The 19,320-nt window shown below is 46.6% G+C and carries 21 protein-coding genes; 15 read left to right on the top strand and 6 right to left on the bottom strand.

The features are described 5' to 3' along the window. Positions 1–890, bottom strand: an 890-nt coding sequence (locus WBM30_RS05815) for a mechanosensitive ion channel family protein (RefSeq protein ID WP_424899805.1), incomplete at its 3' end; no start/stop codon positions are given. Between the two features lie 267 nt (positions 891–1,157). On the opposite strand from WBM30_RS05815, the gene WBM30_RS05810 reads away from it, so the two are divergent. Beyond that, the gene (locus tag WBM30_RS05810) at positions 1,158–1,622 is read left to right on the top strand and encodes a DUF948 domain-containing protein (protein ID WP_424899804.1); all 465 of its coding nucleotides are present in this window, start codon (positions 1,158–1,160) and stop codon (positions 1,620–1,622) included. 40 nt (positions 1,623–1,662) lie between these two features. Next, positions 1,663–2,127, top strand: coding sequence for a YtxH domain-containing protein (locus tag WBM30_RS05805; protein ID WP_424899803.1), 465 nt, complete (start codon positions 1,663–1,665; stop codon positions 2,125–2,127). A gap of 89 nt (positions 2,128–2,216) precedes the next feature. Here the strand turns inward: WBM30_RS05805 and WBM30_RS05800 are convergent, their stop codons facing one another. Further along, positions 2,217–3,326, bottom strand: coding sequence for a M24 family metallopeptidase (locus WBM30_RS05800; RefSeq protein ID WP_424899802.1), 1,110 nt, complete (start codon positions 3,324–3,326; stop codon positions 2,217–2,219). 226 nt (positions 3,327–3,552) lie between these two features. Between WBM30_RS05800 and ccpA the strand changes: the two genes are divergently transcribed. Next, the gene (gene ccpA, locus WBM30_RS05795) at positions 3,553–4,563 is read left to right on the top strand and encodes a catabolite control protein A (RefSeq protein WP_424899801.1); all 1,011 of its coding nucleotides are present in this window, start codon (positions 3,553–3,555) and stop codon (positions 4,561–4,563) included. A gap of 172 nt (positions 4,564–4,735) precedes the next feature. Here ccpA and WBM30_RS05790 read toward each other — a convergent pair whose 3' ends face one another. Both WBM30_RS05790 and WBM30_RS05785 read right to left on the bottom strand, forming a co-directional pair. Beyond that, on the bottom strand, positions 4,736–7,486 hold the full coding sequence (locus WBM30_RS05790) for a transglycosylase domain-containing protein (RefSeq protein ID WP_424899800.1): 2,751 nt from the start codon (positions 7,484–7,486) through the stop codon (positions 4,736–4,738). A 175-nt stretch (positions 7,487–7,661) separates the two neighbouring features. Continuing rightward, complete coding sequence (locus WBM30_RS05785) at positions 7,662–8,642, bottom strand: rhodanese-related sulfurtransferase (RefSeq protein WP_424899799.1); 981 nt, start codon at positions 8,640–8,642, stop codon at positions 7,662–7,664. Positions 8,643–8,814: 172 nt separating this feature from the next. Here WBM30_RS05785 and WBM30_RS05780 point away from each other — a divergent pair, with 172 nt between their 5' ends. Next, complete coding sequence (locus WBM30_RS05780; RefSeq protein WP_424899808.1) at positions 8,815–9,711, top strand: diacylglycerol/lipid kinase family protein; 897 nt, start codon at positions 8,815–8,817, stop codon at positions 9,709–9,711. 51 nt (positions 9,712–9,762) lie between these two features. Here the strand turns inward: WBM30_RS05780 and WBM30_RS05775 are convergent, their stop codons facing one another. Continuing rightward, positions 9,763–11,571: a M3 family oligoendopeptidase gene (locus WBM30_RS05775; protein WP_424899798.1), complete on the bottom strand. Its 1,809-nt coding sequence runs from the start codon at positions 11,569–11,571 to the stop codon at positions 9,763–9,765. A gap of 108 nt (positions 11,572–11,679) precedes the next feature. On the opposite strand from WBM30_RS05775, the gene WBM30_RS05770 reads away from it, so the two are divergent. From WBM30_RS05770 to WBM30_RS05755, 4 genes are all read left to right on the top strand, one after another. Further along, complete coding sequence (locus tag WBM30_RS05770) at positions 11,680–12,177, top strand: VanZ family protein (protein WP_424899797.1); 498 nt, start codon at positions 11,680–11,682, stop codon at positions 12,175–12,177. Between the two features lie 66 nt (positions 12,178–12,243). Beyond that, positions 12,244–12,981, top strand: a complete 738-nt coding sequence (locus WBM30_RS05765; protein ID WP_424899796.1) for a YebC/PmpR family DNA-binding transcriptional regulator — start codon at positions 12,244–12,246, stop codon at positions 12,979–12,981. A gap of 244 nt (positions 12,982–13,225) precedes the next feature. After that, positions 13,226–13,735: a DJ-1/PfpI family protein gene (locus WBM30_RS05760; RefSeq protein WP_424899795.1), complete on the top strand. Its 510-nt coding sequence runs from the start codon at positions 13,226–13,228 to the stop codon at positions 13,733–13,735. A 45-nt stretch (positions 13,736–13,780) separates the two neighbouring features. Then, on the top strand, positions 13,781–14,077 hold the full coding sequence (locus tag WBM30_RS05755; protein ID WP_424899794.1) for a hypothetical protein: 297 nt from the start codon (positions 13,781–13,783) through the stop codon (positions 14,075–14,077). A 106-nt stretch (positions 14,078–14,183) separates the two neighbouring features. Here WBM30_RS05755 and WBM30_RS05750 read toward each other — a convergent pair whose 3' ends face one another. Then, the gene (locus WBM30_RS05750) at positions 14,184–15,074 is read right to left on the bottom strand and encodes a YitT family protein (RefSeq protein WP_424899793.1); all 891 of its coding nucleotides are present in this window, start codon (positions 15,072–15,074) and stop codon (positions 14,184–14,186) included. A 166-nt stretch (positions 15,075–15,240) separates the two neighbouring features. Between WBM30_RS05750 and comGA the strand changes: the two genes are divergently transcribed. Genes comGA through WBM30_RS05715 form a run of 7 tightly spaced genes read left to right on the top strand, consistent with a single transcriptional unit; the run spans position 15,241 to position 19,199 of the window. Then, positions 15,241–16,284, top strand: coding sequence for a competence type IV pilus ATPase ComGA (comGA, locus tag WBM30_RS05745; protein WP_424899792.1), 1,044 nt, complete (start codon positions 15,241–15,243; stop codon positions 16,282–16,284). After that, on the top strand, positions 16,214–17,308 hold the full coding sequence (comGB, locus tag WBM30_RS05740) for a competence type IV pilus assembly protein ComGB (protein WP_424899791.1): 1,095 nt from the start codon (positions 16,214–16,216) through the stop codon (positions 17,306–17,308). The genes comGA and comGB overlap by 71 nt, the downstream gene beginning before the upstream one ends. Continuing rightward, the gene (comGC, locus tag WBM30_RS05735) at positions 17,308–17,628 is read left to right on the top strand and encodes a competence type IV pilus major pilin ComGC (protein WP_424899789.1); all 321 of its coding nucleotides are present in this window, start codon (positions 17,308–17,310) and stop codon (positions 17,626–17,628) included. Before comGB ends, comGC begins: the two co-directional genes overlap by 1 nt. Before the next feature lie 20 nt (positions 17,629–17,648). Next, positions 17,649–18,092 (top strand): prepilin-type N-terminal cleavage/methylation domain-containing protein, encoded by a 444-nt coding sequence (locus tag WBM30_RS05730; RefSeq protein WP_424899788.1) that lies wholly within the window; start codon positions 17,649–17,651, stop codon positions 18,090–18,092. Continuing rightward, entirely contained in the window at positions 18,067–18,408 is a 342-nt protein-coding gene (locus tag WBM30_RS05725; protein WP_424899787.1) for a hypothetical protein, read from the top strand. The genes WBM30_RS05730 and WBM30_RS05725 overlap by 26 nt, the downstream gene beginning before the upstream one ends. Then, positions 18,377–18,844, top strand: coding sequence for a competence type IV pilus minor pilin ComGF (gene comGF, locus WBM30_RS05720; protein WP_424899786.1), 468 nt, complete (start codon positions 18,377–18,379; stop codon positions 18,842–18,844). The genes WBM30_RS05725 and comGF overlap by 32 nt, the downstream gene beginning before the upstream one ends. A gap of 34 nt (positions 18,845–18,878) precedes the next feature. Beyond that, positions 18,879–19,199 carry a hypothetical protein gene (locus tag WBM30_RS05715; RefSeq protein ID WP_424899785.1) on the top strand — a complete coding sequence of 107 codons (321 nt, stop codon included), beginning with the start codon at positions 18,879–18,881 and terminating at the stop codon, positions 19,197–19,199. The last annotated feature ends 121 nt before the right edge of the window (positions 19,200–19,320 follow it).

Raw genomic sequence — 19,320 nt, 5'->3', positions numbered from 1 at the left:
GTGTAGGGCATAGCCGGAATTTGGATGCCGGCTTCCAAGAGGGCTGAGCGGTAGCTTCCTAAGAACAAGTTTTGAATGGTGAATTGCTGCCCATTCAGTGTATAAAAAACCACCCGATAGGCAAGTTGACCATTCCCTTTATCGGTAATGCCGACAACATTCGGACCTTTGACGATCTCCGGATGTTCAGGAACAATCCGCTCATTGACGGCATGAATGACCTGGTCGACGGTTTCGAAATCGGTATCCGGATACAAGAGAATATCAATCATTGCCCGCATATCATTTCGGGACAGGTTGCTGATTGTCGTGATGGTATGGTTCGGCAAAAAATGCAATGTTCCATCAAAACTCTTGATTTGTGTCGTCCGCAGTCCTACGTTTACGACAGTGCCGTCGATTCCGCCGATGATAACATGATCGCCGACATCAAATTGGGATTCCAGGATAATAAAGAACCCATTGACGATATCATTGATGAACTGCTGTGCGCCCAGACCGATAGCCAGACCCGCAAGACCGGCACCGGCAACCAATGTAGCGATCGGAACACCCATAATGGAGAGGACTCCGTAGGTCAAAAAGAAAAACAAAAGATATCGCAAACCATTCTCCGCTATTTTATAGATGGTGGTAGCGCGATTCTGCGTAATGTGTTTGGTCAATATTTGTTTTTCGAAAGTCCGGTGCAGCACGTAATTTAATATACGTTTTAAAGCAAAAAAGACGAGCAGCAAAAAAAGCAAGGTTATGCCTTTTGAAATAAACAAGCCCACAATCTCTTCCCAGGCGATGCTGTTCCACCATTTGACAAAAATGTTTGGATTCGTCACCACTTCCTCTATCAAATCTTGCGCAAGAGCACTGTCTTGCATGCTTGCATCTAACATTCAAATCCCTCATTTCTGAACAGCTGTTTCCATTGTATCAAATTACGGAGCTTATGAAAATGAAGATAGGGTTACGTTTGTTTGAAGAAAGGATGTCTGAAGCGGCAGGCACCATTTCTAAGGGAATTGGCATTAACTAAAGGGGTTTCAATAGCATATCAGAAATGACTATGGTATCATTTTATTATAAATAGTATAAATCTTATAAAAATTCATACAATGCTTTGACAGATGTGCGTATGAATCAAGAAGGAGTGAGTACAAATAATGGGATATGGTGAAATTGCAGCTTTGATAGCTGCGCTAGCTTTTGCGGTATTGGTTGTTTTCATCATCTTGGCATTAAGGAAAGTCACTGACATCTTAGGCGAGGTTGAAAAAGTGACCCAGGAAGCGAATAAAAGCCTGGCGGTCATCACTAAAGATGTCGATCACTTGTCGATTGAAGTTGAAGGCTTACTGAATAAAGCCAACACGTTGGTGGATGATCTGAACGGCAAAATCAGCAAGACAGATCCTTTATTCACCGCAATCGGCGATTTGGGTGTGACCGTCTCTGATGTGAACCAATCTACCAGAAATTTGGCGGTATCACTTAAAGGTGGAGGGAAAGGCGCAAAAAGCGCATCGGGTTCCTCCACTGTCGGTAAGCTAGGACGGACGGCAATGGCAATTGCCCGTCAACGGCAAGCGAAGAAAGAAACGAAGGACACAAAGTTCAAAACTTACTGAAGTGTCAACCAAATCATAAACGAAAAGGAGAATGAATATTATGACAAAAAATAAAGGCGGATTTGTATTAGGGGCAATCATCGGTGGTGCAGCGGCAGCTATAACTGCACTATTATTTGCGCCAAAACCAGGCAAAGAATTGCGCGATGACATCACTGAGGAAGTTAATAACCTGCTTGATACCGCACGCGATTATGCAGATATCGCTGTCGAAAAGGGCAATGAGTTCATGGATGTTGCCAAAGAAACTTCGGATGACATTAAAATCAACTTGAAGGACACCACTTCTTCCATCAAAACGCAATTCACGGAAACGACAAAACATGTCGGTGACGATTTAAAGAAAGTGAAGGACGAGATCAAAGAGAAAGCCACTGATGTGAAAGAATTTGCCTCTGTCATCGCTGAGGAAGGCAAAGAAGAAGCTGCAGCCGTAATCGAAGAGAAAAAAGCCGCAGTGGAAGAAAAAGTTGAAGAAGTCAAAGACAGTGTGGAAAATGTCTAAAAGCAACACAAAAAACAGGCTTGCTGCCTGTTTTTTGTGTTTTATATTGTATGGTTTGAGGGGTTATTCCGCTATGCAAGGATGACCAACTAATTGATCAGTTTTGAATAGGCGTCGATGCCAGTGGGCGTATGCGTGAAGGATTGAAAACCATCCGCACTCACAAATCCACAATCCTCGACTCTGACCCCTGTATCCCCTTCGATATAGATGCCTGGCTCGATGGAAAAACACATGCCTTCAGTAAGGGTCATTTCATTGCCTTCCATGATGGATGGGTATTCATGTACCCCTTGACCCAAACCATGACCCAGACGATGGTTGAAGTAGCGGCCGTAGCCCGCATCCGCAATGATCTTCCGCGCTGCAGCATCCAATTCACCGGCTGTTATGCCAGGGCGAACTACAGCCATTGCTGCATCATGGGCTGCCAACACCAAATCGTAGAGCTTTTGTTGGTGTACAGATGGCTTATCACCAAAGAAGAGTGTGCGTGTCACATCACTGGCATAGCCCTCGTGCATGGTTCCCAGATCGAACAGCACAAACTGGTTTAGCTTGAGTTTGGTTTCGCCGGGAACGCCGTGCGGACTGGCTGCATTTTCGCCGAACAACACCATGGTGTTGAAGCTCATTTCTGCTACGCCTCTTTTTTTCAGTTGGTATTCAATTTCTGCTACTACTTCCAGTTCAGTGATACCCTCGCGCAACGTATTAGCGCCTATTTTGAGTGCTTCGTCAGCCCATAGGCCCGCTTCCTTCATTAAGGTCAGCTCATGTTCTGTCTTGATCAGGCGCATTTTTTGAAGCGTTTCGCTGATGTTATGCCCGAAAGTTGCTGTCGGGAAATGTGTCCGCAAAGCTTCCATTCGTTCAACAGTCAAGAAATCCTTTTCGATGGACCAGTCCGATAGCGACGAATGACGAGCTTTTATGCTGGTTGCCAGCACAGTCCAAGGATCTTGCGTATCCATGTAGCTGACCACATCAAAATCAGTAGCGGTATTCCGCGCATCATTTTCTTCCAGCGCAGGGACAAACAGCAGGGGTTTTGCATCCTTAAATAAAATGGCCGCCAAAATCCTTTCATGTGGATCACTCCTGTATGAAGAAACGTAAAAGACATTTTTAGGGTCATTGAGAAATACGATATCGACATCTTGTTTTTTCATTAAATTGATAATGGGGTTTAAAGGCATTTTTAATATGACACCTTCCTTTCTTTAGTATTATAGCATATAATGAGGGTTCGATTTTTGATAATTGCAATGTGAAATTTTCATGAAAACTTTTATAAAACGCTTGCATATCTCATGAAACAATGGTAAATTCTTTATAAGCTTGTAAAATAATCAATATTTACAACATTATGTTGAATAATGGAAAATAAAAAATTGAAAACAATTGAGATAAGGAGCAACATAAATGGAAAAACAAACGATTACAATTTACGATGTCGCTCGCGAAGCAAATGTCTCCATGGCAACTGTTTCCCGCGTAGTGAACGGTAATCCCAACGTAAAACCATCCACAAGGAAAAAGGTATTGGAAGTCATTGAACGTTTGGATTACAGACCGAATGCTGTTGCCCGTGGTTTGGCAAGCAAGAAAACAACTACAGTAGGGGTTATTGTTCCTGATGTCACTAACTTGTTCTTCGCATCTTTGGCACGCGGAATCGATGATATCGCTACAATGTACAAATATAATATCATTTTAGCGAACTCCGATCAGAATGACCAGAAAGAAATTCAAGTATTGAACACCTTACTTGCTAAACAAGTGGATGGCATCATCTACATGGGCAATAAGATCACAGATGAGTTGCGCGCAGAATTCTCTCGTTCAAAAACGCCAGTCGTTCTGGCGGGAACAATCGATCCTGAACAACAAGTTGGAAGCGTCAATATCGATTACATCGGCGCAACCGAAGAAGTTGTAGCGAACATGATTGCAAACGGCAAGAAGAATATTGCTTTCGTATCTGCATCGCTTTCCAATCCGATCAATGGTCAGCATCGCCTGAAGGGATACAAGAATGCTTTGGTCAATGCAAACATTGCTTTTGATGATGCACTTGTCTTCGAATGCGAGCCGACTCTTCAAAATGGTGAACTATTGGCTGAACAATTACTTGAAGCCGGAGTGGATGCAGCATATGTAGCTGGTGATGAACTTGCCATCGGCCTGCTGAATGCTATCATCAATGCAGGTGTCAACGTCCCTGAGGAGTTTGAAGTCACTGCCAGCAACAATTCCCGCATAACTGAAATGGCGCGTCCGAAATTGACGTCCATCATGTTGCCGCTGTATGATATAGGCGCTGTTGCGATGCGTTTGTTGACTAAAATCATGAACAAAGAAGAGATTGATGAGAAATCCATCATCCTTCCTTACAAAATCGTCAACAGAGGAACAACGTTACCTAAAAAGTAATCGGTCCATCCGAAAGACAATCAAGCCCAAAAAGCCTTGCATCCGAAACAGATGCAAGGCTTTTTTCTGTCCCTTGCACAAAAGGATCGGCTGGAAGCGCTGTTGTTTCAACAGGTCAAATATGTCGGGGACAGCAAATGAAAAAGCTGTCCCGAATGGGACAGCCATCTTCTTACTCTTCTGTTGCTGGGGGTTCTTCAGCTGGCGGGGTTTCCGTTTCAGTCGTGGGATTCGTCTCTTCAGTTGTTATATTGGTCTCCGTTTCGGGTGCTGCCTCTGCATCAGCCGCATCGCCTGTAGCGTTGTTTTGTGAAGCAGACGATGCGGCTGCCGCATTACGATTCGCTGTTGCTTCAGCCAGATACTTTTCCCAAAAATCTTTCAAGTCTTTATCGGTGGCACCAGGAGAGAAGTCATAGGAGATTTTTTTCGGTAAACCATCAACTTTGAACAGATCGGTCCTTGTGCTTCCGTTAAGGTTGACGGACAAACCGTTCGCAAACGAAACGGTTCCCGGTAATGTTCCTGTTTCAGTCAATACTGATTTTTCGACAATCCCTTCCGGTTGTTGGTGCGTCTGATCGGTGCCGAGGATGTCCGGATTGATGCTGTAGATCTTATTGGCGATTTGGGACCAGTAATTCAGATTTCGTCCGGTCGGAAGGCCTTGATTGTTAGGGTCATAGAAGACATGTTCACCCTTGTAATTGTCATAACCCATCCAAGAGCTGAGCGTGACGGTAGGGGTGCTGGCAATGAACCAGATATCCCGGTTGGCTTCCGATGTCCCAGTCTTTCCGGCCCAATCAGCGCTGAAGTTCAGATAATTGTTGATTGAACGGCCTGTACCATCAGTGATGACGTCTCGCAGAATATCCAAAGTCAGATAAGCGGTGTCTTGCGAGAATACTTCAGTTGTTTCGGACTCATGCTGATAAACGACATTCCCGTGCTTGTCCGTAATCGTTTCGATCAGATATGGTGAAACATGATCGCCTCCGGTTGCGAAGGTAGTGAACGCGCTTGTCTGTTCCAAAACGGTAGGGCCGTCATTCGTTGCTCCGATCGCTAAGGATGGATTGCCGTATTCCGATTCGTCGATCGAGGTGATGCCCATTTTTTCCAGATATTGCCCCGGATTCATTCCTTCGTCGTTCATGGCGACATAGAGCTTGATTGTGGGGTTGTTTTTTGATTGGTAGAGCGCTTGGCGAGCAGTAATGTATGTATTGGAAATGGTGTCTCCAAAGTTTGTAGGCTCCCACAATGTGCCGTCGGGTTGTTTGATGCTGATTTTTGTATCAGGCACCATCGAAGCAGGGTAAATCAGATTCTGCTCAATCGCCGGCGCATAGACCAGCAACGGCTTGATCGTTGAACCAGGGGAACGGTTGGTGCTGAACACGTGGTCAACTTGATTGACCGAGAAATCTCGGCCTCCGATGAATCCGATGATTTTCCCGGTTTGATTCTCGATCAGGACACTGCCTGTTTGGGCAAGCTCAGTTACTTCCTGGGTGACCCCATCTGCATCAACATAGGTATCCACAAATGTTTCTCCCAAAGTATGCCCATATTCTGATGCAACTTCCTGCATGCCGTTATAGATGTCTTTATCGATTGTGCTGTACACATTGTAGCCGGATAAGCGCAACGTGTTGTCCGCATTTGCATAATATTCGTTGTACAATTCGGTGTCCGCTTCCAGATCCTCCAGGGTGAGGTCGTTACCGGCAGCAGCCTGTTCCATCAGCACGAGGATCGCCTCGCGTTCGACAGCTTGATAAAGGTAACTGTTCCTGTCTTCTTGCGTGGCGTGGGCAGCGATGAAATCCTGGGTGATATCGTATGCGATCGCGGCATCATATTCTTCCTGGGTAATGTATCCTTCGCTGAGCATCCGGAAAAGCACGGTGTTTTTGCGGTTAAGGACCGCAGTCAAATCTTCCTTTCTTTCACCGTATTGCGTGAAAGGAGTATAGGTATAAGGATTCTGCGGGATCCCCACGAGAAATGCTGCTTGAACCAAGGAAACATCGGCAGCATGTATGCCAAAAATGCCGTTCGCCGCTTCCTCTATGCCCGCGATATTGGAACCGCTGCTGTTTCGTCCGAATGGAGAGACGTTTAAGTAGGCTGTCAATATTTCATCCTTCGTAAAGAAATTTTCGAGCCGCAGCGCCAATAAGATCTCATTGGCTTTGCGGGAAAAAGTCACTTCATTCGTCAGTATCTGTTGTTTGACGAGCTGCTGTGTCAGGGTGGAACCGCCGCTTTGGCTGCCGAAGCCGGTCAATTCAGTCACCAACGCCCTCAGAATGGCCTTCGGTACGATTCCATTATGCTCATAAAAATTTTCATCTTCTGTTGCGATGAGCGCCTCTTTGATGATCGGAGAGATGCTTTCCGTTCCGACAGTGGTCCTGACCAAGTCGGTGCGGATTTCCGAAATGGCTTCGGTATTTGCGTAGTACATAGTGGAAACGAGTTCGACATTTCCGATGTCTTCAGCCATGCTTTCGTATGTAGGTGCAGTCTCTTTTGAAATCAAATTAGCGAAGTAACCCAATCCTGCACCACCGCCAAAGATGCCTAGCAGAATCATCAACAGTATAATTCCGGTAAAGATATTCCGGATCACACCAAAAAAAACATTGAAACCGAAAGCTCCTTTTGAAAGAAGAGGCTTCATGTTTGTTTCCGTGTCCAGCTTCCGTTTCATTCTTCGCAAAGTCACTTTGCCTTTATCCATACGCTTGTAGGTGTTTTGCTCCCAAAGCAAAGCTTTTTCCTTTGCTCTTGCAGCATTTTCTTTCGTGAAAATCCGCTGGAGGCTGCCAGTTATCGATTGCCCAAGACGTTTAAAAAATTCTCTGGTCTTTTTCAGCCATTTTTCCGCTTTATTTCCATCTGGATTGTCCATAAATTCCCTCTTTCCTTTTCAGGTGGTCACTTATCAGTATAACAAAAAAGCTTTGCCCTGACTATTACATAGCACGAACAATCACTAAGACCGAGGAACCCTTATGGACAGGATCGTGATGGAAGTGAAAAAACCAAAAAAAATCAGTAAGAATGATTTTTTTTGGTTTTTTTGTTTATACAGTTGTTGCGGCAGAGCTTTCCATCGCCTCTCCGATGGCGGCTAGACGCTCCGCCACGTCGGATTCCGTCAATTGATTGCGCTGTACATAATAATTTGGCTGATGGACGCGGCATTCATGCGAGCAGCTACGCATATACTTGTGTTCATTCTCTTCGGAACAAAGCATTCTGCGGTTGCAGCTTGGATTGGCGCAATTCGCGTAGCGTTCGCATGGCGTACCGTCGAACCAGTCTTTTCCGACTACGACATGTTCGACGCGATTGATATTGACACCGATACGCTCATCAAATACATACATTTTTCCATCCCAAAGTTCCCCTTTGACCGTTTCATCTTTCCCGTAGGTTGCAATTCCGCCGTGCAGCTGGCCGACATCTTTAAAGCCTTCTTTGACGAGCCAGCCTGAGAATTTTTCGCAGCGGATGCCGCCGGTGCAATAAGTCACGACGCGTTTTTCCATGAACTTTTCCTTGTTGTCGCGGATCCATTGCGGCAACTCCCGGAAGTTTGCGATATCCGGACGGACAGCTCCGCGAAAGTGGCCAAGGTCGAACTCATAGTCATTGCGCGCATCGATGACGACAGTGTTCTCGTCGAGGATGGCTTCACGGAACGCTTCCGGAGACAAGTATGCACCAGTCGTGTCATTTGGGTTAAGGTCATCGCCACCTAAGTGCAAAGATACGATTTCCTGACGAGGGCGGACAAACATCTTTTTGAAAGCGTGGCCGTCCGTCTCGTCGATTTTGTAAGTGATGTCGTTGAAGCGCGGATCTGCGTTCATGTGCTCGATGTACGCTTGCGTTTGTTCAACGGTCCCGGAAACCGTTCCGTTGATACCTTCTGGTGCGACCAAAATTCTTCCTTTTAAGCCGATGTCTTTGCAGAATCCTAGATGTTCTTGCGCGAATGTTTCTGCATCCTCTATCGGTGTATATTTATAATAGAGTAGGACACGATATTCTTTTGTCATACTGCTCCCCCTAATTCAATCTGTTTTACTTCGAACGTTATAAAATTATACACATTTTGTAAGCGAAAAGCCAAGAATATGCTCAACGGCGAAAAAAAGGCGCCAGGCTTTATAGGTGAGGGCGCTGCATGCTACACTTGCATTGACTACAAAAGGAAAGCGAGGGAATATGATGGGCATTTGTACATTGATCGTAAATCCGTCGTCAGGGGGCGAAAAAGCTACTGGCTATCTGGACTTGATGAGGACGCAATTGAGCGAAATGTTTGAAGAGGTCACAGTCAAAGAAACCGAGAAGCAAGGCGATGCTGAACAGTTTGCAAACGAAGCAGCAAATCAGGGACATGAAGCCGTTTTCTGCATGGGCGGCGATGGCACTGTCAACGAAACCATCAATGGCTTGGCAGCTGCCGGGAAAACCGTGTCCTTCGGGTTTGTTCCATTGGGCACCGTCAATGACCTTGCAAGAGCGATTGGTATCCCTTTGGAGCCCGAGGAAGCTATCGCAATGTTGGACAATGCAACCTTAGTCGATCTGGATATCGGCAAGGTCAATGATCGTTATTTTGTGTCTAATGTCGCTGCAGGTGCGATCCCCGAGGCTGTCGAAGGAGTCAGCGCAGAAGAAAAAACAAAATATGGTCCGCTGGCTTATTTCATAGAAGGTGGAAAAGCATTAGCGAAACAGACCATGCATCGTTTCCGCATTACAGTGGATGGAGAGACCTTTACACAGGAATCGCCACTCATTCTGATTGCTCTGACGAATTCAATCGCCAGCTTCGAGAGTTTCATGCCACAAGCAAAAGTCGATGACGGCAAAATCAGAATGGTCGTTTTCAAGGAGTTTAACCTGCTGGATTCGGTGAAATTATTGCCGGAGCTCATCCGAGGCGAAATCAAAAATTCGGATTCTGTCATCTACAAATCATTCAAACAGGCCACTATCGCTCTTGAAGATGGCGATAGTTTGATCACCAATGTCGATGGTGACAAAGGCCCTTCATTTCCGCTAGAAATCGAGATAATGCCTTCCTTTATCAAAGTTTACGGGCCGGCAGCCATTTGAATAAAAATAAATCCCCGCGACCTGAAACTGTCGTAGGGATTTGTTTTGTCTTCAGATATATTTTTCGGTCAAACGCAGGAATTCTTCCACGTCACCCGCCATGATTTCCAAGCCTTGGGTCCAGAAATCCGGTTGCGTAATGTCGGCACCAAGATGCTTCTTCACGAGGTCTTCCGTCGTCATCGATCCGGTGTCCCGCAGCAGCGAAATATAGGTTTCTTCAAAATTCTCAGTTTGCTTCAGCGATTGCGCGTAAATCCCCAGACTGAACAGGAAGCCAAACGTGTAAGGGAAGTTGTAGAATGGCACATCATCGATGAAAAAGTGCAGTTTGCTCGCCCAAAATAGGGCGTGATAGTCACTCAAAGCCCCTTGATAAGCCTCTTTCTGGGCAGCTTCCATCAGACCGGACAAACGTTCTGCCGTGACAAAACCGTTCATCCTTTCGGTGTAGAATGACTTTTCGAAAATATATCGGGCATGGATATTCAGGAACATGGCCGTCGCATTTTCGAGTTTCGTATTGAGCAAGGAAATTTTTTCTTCATCGCTGTTTGCTTCCCTGACCGTAGCCGCGCTGATAATGGTTTCTGCAAAAGTTGATGCCGTTTCGGCGACGTTCATGGCGTAGCGCGTGTTCAGGTCGGGCAGATTGCGCATCACGTGGGAATGGAAGGCATGGCCCAGTTCATGGGCCAACGTACTCATGTCGCTTGCCGAACCCGTAAAGGTCATGAAAATCCGTGATTCTTTCGATTCCGGATAATCTTCGCAATAGCCGCCGGGTCTCTTCCCGGATCGGTTTTCGGCTTCAATCCAGCGGTTTTTGACGGCATCCAAGGAAAAATCCGCCAGCTTCGGTCCGAAGCTGGCGAAGTGTTCGATGATGTAATCGACTGCTTCGTCGAAGCTGAAGGTTTTTGATTGGAAACTGCCGAGTGAGACAGGTGCATCGACATCATACCAAGCCAATTTATCCTTGCCCATCAGCGCGGCTTTGCGGTCCAAAAAGGAAAGGAAAGGCTGTTTGTTCGTGCTGATGGCCTGCCACATCGTATCCAAGGTCTCGCGCTTGATGCGGTTGTAGCGCAAAGGTTCCGCCAAGAAATCCTCATCTTGGTGCGCCTCGAAATCTGCCAAACGGAAACCTTGCAGGTGATTCAGTGTATCGGCGAATGCTGGTGCAAGGTAACCCCAAGCTTTTTCCCATTCGACGAATAGTTTTTTACGCACGCTCGGATCAGGATCGGCATACATCCGGTTCATCGCTTGGCCGGCGGACAGTTCGCTCAAAGTTCCGTCAACCTCCTCAAAGGGAATTTTGATGAAGGATACGAGCGTGTCATAGTGCGCGCTCCAACCATTGAAACCATCGACACGCAAAGTCGCCAACAAGGTTTCTTCCTTGTCGGACAAGAGTCGGCTGCCTTGTTGGCGCCATTCCGATAGGGCGAATGCAAGCTTTGAAAAGGCAGGCTTTTCAACCAACAGATCCCAATCGTTTCCTTTGATTGCGGTTACTTTTTTCTTCAGAGTCGTTTGAATAATCGTTAATTTGCTGTACAATTGAATTATTCGTGCATGTATTGCGCTCGCATCCAAATCTGAGGCATCGGCTGATTGGACACCCGTTATGAAACTGTTGCATTGCATCAAGGCTTTTGCGTACAGTTCCTCGTGATGTAGCAAATCCTGAAAATCAGGATATTCCGATTTATCTTGTTCGGGGTCCCAAGCGGTTGCTGCGGATTCAAAATCCTTCAATCCGACTTGAATAGATTGTATCTTTTCTTGGAGTGCGGGCGAAGAACTTCCACCTTCAAAAAATGAGTCCAAATCCCAGGTAAGGCTATATTTCATGCTTTTCATCCTCTCAGGCTGAATTGTCTAACTTAATGCCATAAATACATTATATCCATTTCCAGCAAAATAAATAAGGAATTCTCATCAGGAAAGGAAAAAAACTATATGCAAAGAGAACAAAAAAGCAATTCATACATAGTGGGCGCAGTTCTGATCATGGGTTATCTCTATTACCGCGCCACTTTCCAACAAGATTTTTATGCTTTGCCGAACATCATCACGAATCTTCTGCAGGCACAACCGCTTTCCGGATTATTCGCAACCTTCACCTTCCGTTACGGGGAGCAGGTGATCAGCATGGAGGCATTGGGCTACTTCGGCTTTTTGGGATTCTTCGGCAGCAAAATCTGGTTGTTCCTTTCCTATTCCATATTGGCTTATCTTTGGTATGGCGGACTTTCCGGGAAGATGCGGGAGGCATTTACGCCTATCGTTGTGGCGTTGCTGCTTTCCGTGAGCTACGCGGCTGCGGATGAATTTCACCAGTCGTTTGTGTCTCCTGCATTTGCGATGAAGGAAGACGTTGTTTTGGCAAGCATAGGGGTGATTTTGGCGATAATCGCCGGTTGGTTCTTCCTGACTTCCAGAAAAGGCAGAAAGTGAATTGCCATAAGTGGTTACTTTTGATAAAATGATTGAGTAAATTAATAGATGAGAAGAGGGATCTGAATGTCAGGACATTCAAAATGGAGTAAAATCAAAGGCGCAAAAGGCGCTGCGGATCAAAAACGAGGTAAAATTTTCCAGAGATTATCGAAAGAAATTTATATGGCTGCAAAGAACAGCGGTCCGGATCCCTCATCTAACCCGAGCCTGCGCATGATCATCGATAAAGCGAAAGCGGCGAATATGCCGAACGACAACATCACACGCGCCATCAAAAAAGCAACATCTGCCGGAGAAGGCGAGAACTATGAAGAAATTACCTATGAAGGCTACGGCCCGAACGGTGTGGCTGTTTTGGTCCATGCTTTGACCGACAACCGTAACCGTACCGCCACAAACATTCGAGTTGCTTTCAATAAAAACGGAGGGGCTTTGGGCGAATCCGGTTCGGTGAGCTATATGTTCGACCGTAAAGGTTATATCGCGATCGAGCGTGAAGACTTGGCAGTGGATGAAGACACGATGTTGATGAGCGTGCTGGAAGCCGGTGGGGAAGAGTTGCAGACGAGCGATGAAGTATTCGAGATCTACACCGATCCTACCGATTTTGATGCGGTTTGCGAAGCTCTGAAGTCAGAAGGCTACGTTTTGGCTGAAGCGGAAGTTACGATGGTTCCGCAAACTTTGTCGACAATCGCTGCAGATAAAGAAATCCAATTCAGAACGATGCTTGAAAAATTGGAAGAAGACGACGATGTCTCTGAAGTATTCCACAACGCTGATTTGGACGACGAAGAATAATATTTTTCAGCAAACCCCAAAACCGGTTGCCTAACCTTGTCAGCAGACAGTGGAAGGCAACCGGTTTTTTTGATGCAAGCTAAACATAGAGAATCAGCCTTGGGTGTGTAATCGCTTTCTTTGGTGGCTTGTAGTATAATTTAGATAGGCAAAGTCGATCTGTCCTCGGGCTTTTCGATCACGCCTCTTCAAGTGATGCTATCATTATCTGATCGGGATAAACAACGAATGGGGGAACAGCAGTATGGCAAAAGTAATATTTGTGATTGCACCTGAAGACTTCCGCGACGAAGAATTATTCATGACCCAAGAAGAAGTAGCAAAATGCGGACATGAGATGTGGATCGCCAGCCACAAGACCGGGACCTGTATGGGAGTCCATGGCGGAATCGCGCAGTCGGATCTATTGGTTGAAGATGTCGACACGACCAGTTTTGATGGTGTGGTGTTCGTCGGAGGAACGGGAAGCCGCGTGTTCTTCGAAGATCCGCATGCGTGGATGTTGGCACAAGCGATGAATGGGCAGGGCAAAATGGTTGCGGCCATATGCATCGCACCGGTTATCTTAGCGAATGCCGGTTTGCTGAAGAAGAAAAATGCGACTGTTTTTGAATCCGAAATTACAGCTATCGAAGCCAAAGGGGCAGTTTATTCTGAGTCTGGTGTGACAGTCGACGGCAATCTCATCACTGCGAACGGTGCGGATCAAGCCAAACAATTCGGATTGGAAATATGCAATTTTTTGGCGGGATAAATCGGAAGAATAGCTGTTTTTGAGGAATTGGAGGCGGCAGGGGATATGGAAGAGTTGAAAGCCAGAATCGAACTGTTGAAGGAACAGGACCCGGTCAAAATGCAGGACCTGGAAAGGAAATTCGGATTGCTGAAGTTTGAGCTTCTGGAAGCAAAGAAAGCAGTGGAGCTGCAGGAAATCACCCTTGCGGATGTGAAAGGCGATTGGATCAAAGAAGATTCGGATGAGAACCTCGCCGTTATGCGCGAGGAGGAACAGAACCTGAAGATTGCCAGATTGAGCTACAATGCCGCAGTGGAGAAGATGGACATCATGAAGACAGTCGTTTTTCTGCTTTCCTAAAAGGGTTAATACTTGTAGCATAATAAAATTATCATAACGAAAAAGAACGGCAGGGACCTTTAAATGGTCCCTTGCCGTTCTTTTTCGTTATGCGTTTGTTCTGTAATCATTCCGACTGCTCATCGATGAAATCGTTGATTTTTTGTTGGTAATGATCATCCGAAATCAAATAAGAGAATCCTTCACCGATGACGCTTTGGGCTTCGCTGATGGTGAAGAAAGCTTTCGGATCGATGGCAGTCACAATCCGGTTGAGCGGCATCAATTGCTGTCTGTTGACGACGATCAAAATCACCTTCTTCTGGCTTTTGGAGTAATAGCCTTCACCTTCCAAAAAGGTCATTCCGCGGCCAATTTTTTTGTCGATTGCCTCAGCGATTTCCTGATGCCGCTCCGAAATGATAAGGACCTGTTTTTTCGGATTGAATCCTTCCAGAATGAAATCCAGCACTTTCGTTTGCACATAGAGATGCACGACAGTCAAAACGACATTCTCCAGCCCGATAACGAAAATGGATGGTCCGACCACAAATAGGTCCAATACGACCAGTGCGACACTGGTGCTCCAGCCAAGATATTTATTGAAAATCAAGGCGATGATATCGGTCCCGGCCGTGGAACCGCCCGCCTGCATCACAAGCCCTAAACCGCTACCTACCAAAAATCCGGAGCAGAGCGGCGCCAAAATGATTGTTTCCATCGGATAGCGCCACGCCGCCGTCAGATACAGAAAAACCGACATCAACAACGTGGCAAGAAGCGTCAGCCTCATGGTCGATTTTTCCAAAAAGCGGAATCCGATGACCAGGATGATGGCGTTCAAACCGAAACTAGTGATGGCTACCGGGATATTCATCGTATAGAAGGCCAACAAACTAATGCCGGTGACGCCGCCTTCGCCAAGATGGTTCGCAACGGAAAACATATTGATGCCCACCGCGAACAGAAATGTTCCGATCGCAATCAAAAAAATCGATCCAGTAACGTTCTTTTTCAAACAATTCATCTCCCTTGCATTGAATGGTCCCCTAATTTTTTGCGTATGAGACCGCTGTCCACGCCAATATAACATATTTTATACTAAGTTTCTCGTTGGATAAAGAGCGGACTTGAAGATTTTGCAGAAGCTATAAGTGACGGCAAAATAGAAATGAGGTGATGATATGGAAGAAAAAGCAGAGAGCCTGTTGGCCGATGCGATGCGGTTGGGTGTTTCCGACATCCATCTGCTCCCTTACGAAGACCACTATGAACTCTTTTTCCGAGTGAGTACCGGATTGTCGAAAGTATCGGTGTATTCCATCGAAAAGGGTGAACGACTGATTTCTTATTTCAAATTCCTTTCGAACATGAATGTGGGTGAAAGGCGGAAACCGCAATCCGGAGCTGTCAGGTATCGGCTAAACGGCAAAAAAATAGAACTTAGGCTGTCCACTATCGCCAATTTCCGCTACCAAGAGTCGCTTGTAATCCGCATGCTGTATGCCAATCCGGGTTCAGAGCCGGGTTTGCACGCCTTTTTCCCGGCCCAGGAGGCGGAGTTGCTCGAACTGTTGGACCACAAGAGCGGGCTGGTACTGTTTTCGGGACCCACCGGCTCCGGCAAAACGACCACCATCTATCATTTGCTGCGCAGGAAATACGCCGATGAACCGCTGCAGATCATTACGATGGAAGATCCGGTCGAAATTGAAGAACCGCTGTTTCTGCAGGCTGAAGTGAACGAAGCTGCGGGCATCACATACGACTTGCTCATCCGCCAGTGCCTGCGCCATCATCCGGACATTCTCGTAATAGGCGAAATCCGGGATGAGGAAACAGCCAAAATGGTTGTGAGAAGCGCATTGACTGGGCACTTGGTGATCGCGACAATCCATGCCAAAGAGTCGTTTGGGGTATTGGAAAGGCTGCGTGAACTAGCGATTTCTTCCGAACAAATGAAACAGACGCTGCTCGCTGTCGTCTCCCAACGTCTGATTGCAAAATATTGTCCGTTATGCTCCGGTAAGTGCACGATTCACTGTTCCCATTATCAGGTAAATGAAAAGTCAGCAGCCATCTACGAAATATTGGCAGGCAACCAACTGCAGAATCATCTGCAGAACAAGGAGGACGGAAAGCGGTTTGTCACACTGAATGATAAATTGCGCAAAGCCTATGCATGTGGATACATTACGGAAAAAAATTACCTGGAGAGTCTCGTATGAAAAATGTTGGCAGGCAAAAGAGCAGGCTTATTTTCTTAGGCGCTTGGGTGAATTGCTGAAGGAAGGCTTTTCGTTGTCCGAAGGGCTTGCTTTTCTGAAGATGATGCAGCCGAAGCGCGTGGACGATATCCAGCGCATGCTGGCCAAACTGGAAACAGGCATCAATCTTGCGGACGCAATGGCTGAATGCGGTTTTTCAGAGCAAGTCGTTTCGCAGCTGCGGCTTTCCTTCCTTCACGGGAAATTGACGGAAACTTTGCTGTTTTGTTCAGATTTCCTGACGGAAAAGGACAAACAGCTGCATAAGATCAGAAATGTCTTAATCTACCCGTTATTTTTGCTGGTGTTCTCGAACGTGATGCTGATAGCAATCCGGCAGGTCCTGCTTCCCAGTTTGGAAACGATGCTGGTGCCCTCGGAAGAAGGTTCCGGCGTGATGGTCCGCATCATCCTGATTTACCTGGAGAACCTCCCGCTCATTATATTGGGAAATTTAGCTTTAAGCGCCAGTTTGTTCCTGTTGGCAAAAAGTTATTTGAAGAAGAAGTCAGCTTTTCAAAAGTCGTTGTTGTTCTGCAGGATTCCGCTCTTCAGCAAATGGGTCCAACTCTACTATTCCTTTTTCTTCAGCCGCGAATACGCTTATTTCTTCCGCAACGGCATGCAGTTGAACCAAATCGTTTCGCTGATGCGCGGCGATGAAGGGACTGCCTGGATGAAGGAAATATCCGGATTGGTGGAGGAAGGGCTGATGCAGGGCGACAGCCTGACGACAATCATCAAGCGTTATCCCATCTTCAAAGAGGAGATGGGATGGATCATCTATCACGGCGAGCTCACTAGTCAATTGCCAATCAAGTTGAGCATGTACAGCGAAGAATGCTTCCGGCTGCTGATTGCGGACATCGAACAGAAAATCAGCTGGCTGCAGCCTGTATTGTTTCTCATGGTCGCCGTTATCGTGATGGCGATCTATCTAATATTGTTGATGCCGATGCTAAGCTCATTAGGAGGAATGTATTAATGAAGTCGATCAAAAAAACACTAAAAAATAAACAAGGTTTCACTTTGATGGAAATGGTCCTGGTTCTATTCATCATCTCTGTGCTGATGCTAATGATTATCCCGAATGTGGCGAACACGAAGAAAAGCGTCGAGACTAAAGGCACGGACGCTCTGGCGGTCGTCGTGCAAACACAGGCTGACATGTATGAACTGGATACAGGGACGGAAGCTGCCAATTTCGCTGAACTCAAGACTGGTGGTTACCTAAGCGACAATCAAGTCACCCAAGCAACCGCCAAACTGACAATTACAGGCGGAAATGTTTCCAAAATCGAATGATTTAAATGAAGGCATGAATAATGTATAAAAGCGGATTTACATTATTGGAGAGCCTGTTGGTGTTGATGATCGCATCCATGATTTTGCTGCTGACCCCGCAACTGGAAACTGCAACGGATGAATTCGCGTTCAATCTGTTTTTGGACGATTTCCTGACGGAACTGCACACGGCTCAGAGTTATGCGGTCATCACCGGGAACGGCGTCAATATGGATGTCGTGCGACCGATTGGGGCAACGCATTATGCTGTTTTCAAAGACGGTGCCGGGTCGGATCGTTACATCAACCGTAAGCTGCTTTTGCCTGAAGGGGCTAGGGTGATCCAAGGTTACACCGGATTCATCAAAGGGGGCAGCGGGTATCTGCAGCCGAACACCATCATCATGGAAACGGCCCGATATCGTTATGCCATCACAATCCAATTGGGGAGCGGTCGTTATGAAGTCAACAAAGCTAAACGATAACAGCGGTTATATGCTTTTCGAAAGTCTGATCGCCTTGGCTATGGTCAGCATCTCGCTATATGTGTTGCTTCCACATTCCGCTCAATTTTTTACGACTTTAAAAGCGGCGGGAGCTGAAGTTGCCTACTGGCGGGTCGCGCAGGACCAGATGCAGGTCATCGCCGAGGGAGGCAGCCAAATCGGAAGTCAGGCTTCTGGAGGGATTCTGTTCACCACTACTTGGAATCCGGAAACCTCACAGCTGACAGTAAGCGGAGATGATGGGGCAGAAAGGGTGACGGTGCGTGCCGAAGAAATCCAAGCGGAAAGTCCATAAACAATCGCAAGCCGGATTCACTCTGTTGGAAGCGGCATTAGCACTGACAGTCAATACGATGGTGCTCCTGCTGTTGATGGGAGGCATGGAGGTGATCCGCACTGCGGATATCCAGATGGAGAAGACCCAGGACGCGGAATGGCATCTTTTCCTGATTCAACTCGAGCATGAGTTGGAGGATGAGTTGCTGGTGCAAAAGACCAGCACGACCATCCGCACCAAATCACAAAATCAGGCCGATCCGGCTACCTACACCTATGAATTCCGGGTCAATAAAGTCCTCCGTTACAAAAATGGGGAAGGCTATCATCCGATGTTGCTGCATGTCAAAGCGCTGAAATACGAGGTGACCAATGAAGGGATTTCTATCCAGGCTACGCTTTCGGACAACCAGATGCGCAGCGCGCATCTCATCTTACCGAAGGTACCCATTTAAGAGTGATCGTTCACGGAGAAAAGACGGCTCCATTTTGCCGATCACCATTTTCTACCTGTTCCTTTCACAAATGATGCTTTTCGGGATTATCCGGGTATATGAGAATCAGCTCTATCTGTACAGATTGACGGAAAACCACTACAAAGCGCAAACTTTGTTGTCCTACACCGACTATTGGCTGAAGCATCGAAATGAAGCATCGACTCCGGAAAATCCGACCGTACCAGCCGTCCTGTCTTTCGAAGAAGGAATCGTGCACTGCGTAGCGGATGCGACGGGAAAAGTCACTGCGACCGTGACACTGCAAAATGCCTACAGCGAGACATTGGTGTTGGAAATCCTGTCTCCGGAGTGATAAGCAGGGATAGTCCTGCTTTACAGCGAACGAGAAGTCATGCATTATATCGAGATGTACAAACAAGCCGATAACCCGCCGGCTTGTTTGTGCGTTTTTTGCGTGCTAACTGTTTTGGGAA

It is taken from the genome of Trichococcus sp. (assembly GCF_049684335.1).
Lineage (GTDB): Bacteria > Bacillota > Bacilli > Lactobacillales > Aerococcaceae > Trichococcus.
The sequence above is the reverse complement of the archived record's forward strand: the minus strand, read 5'-3'. Positions and strand labels throughout refer to the sequence as shown.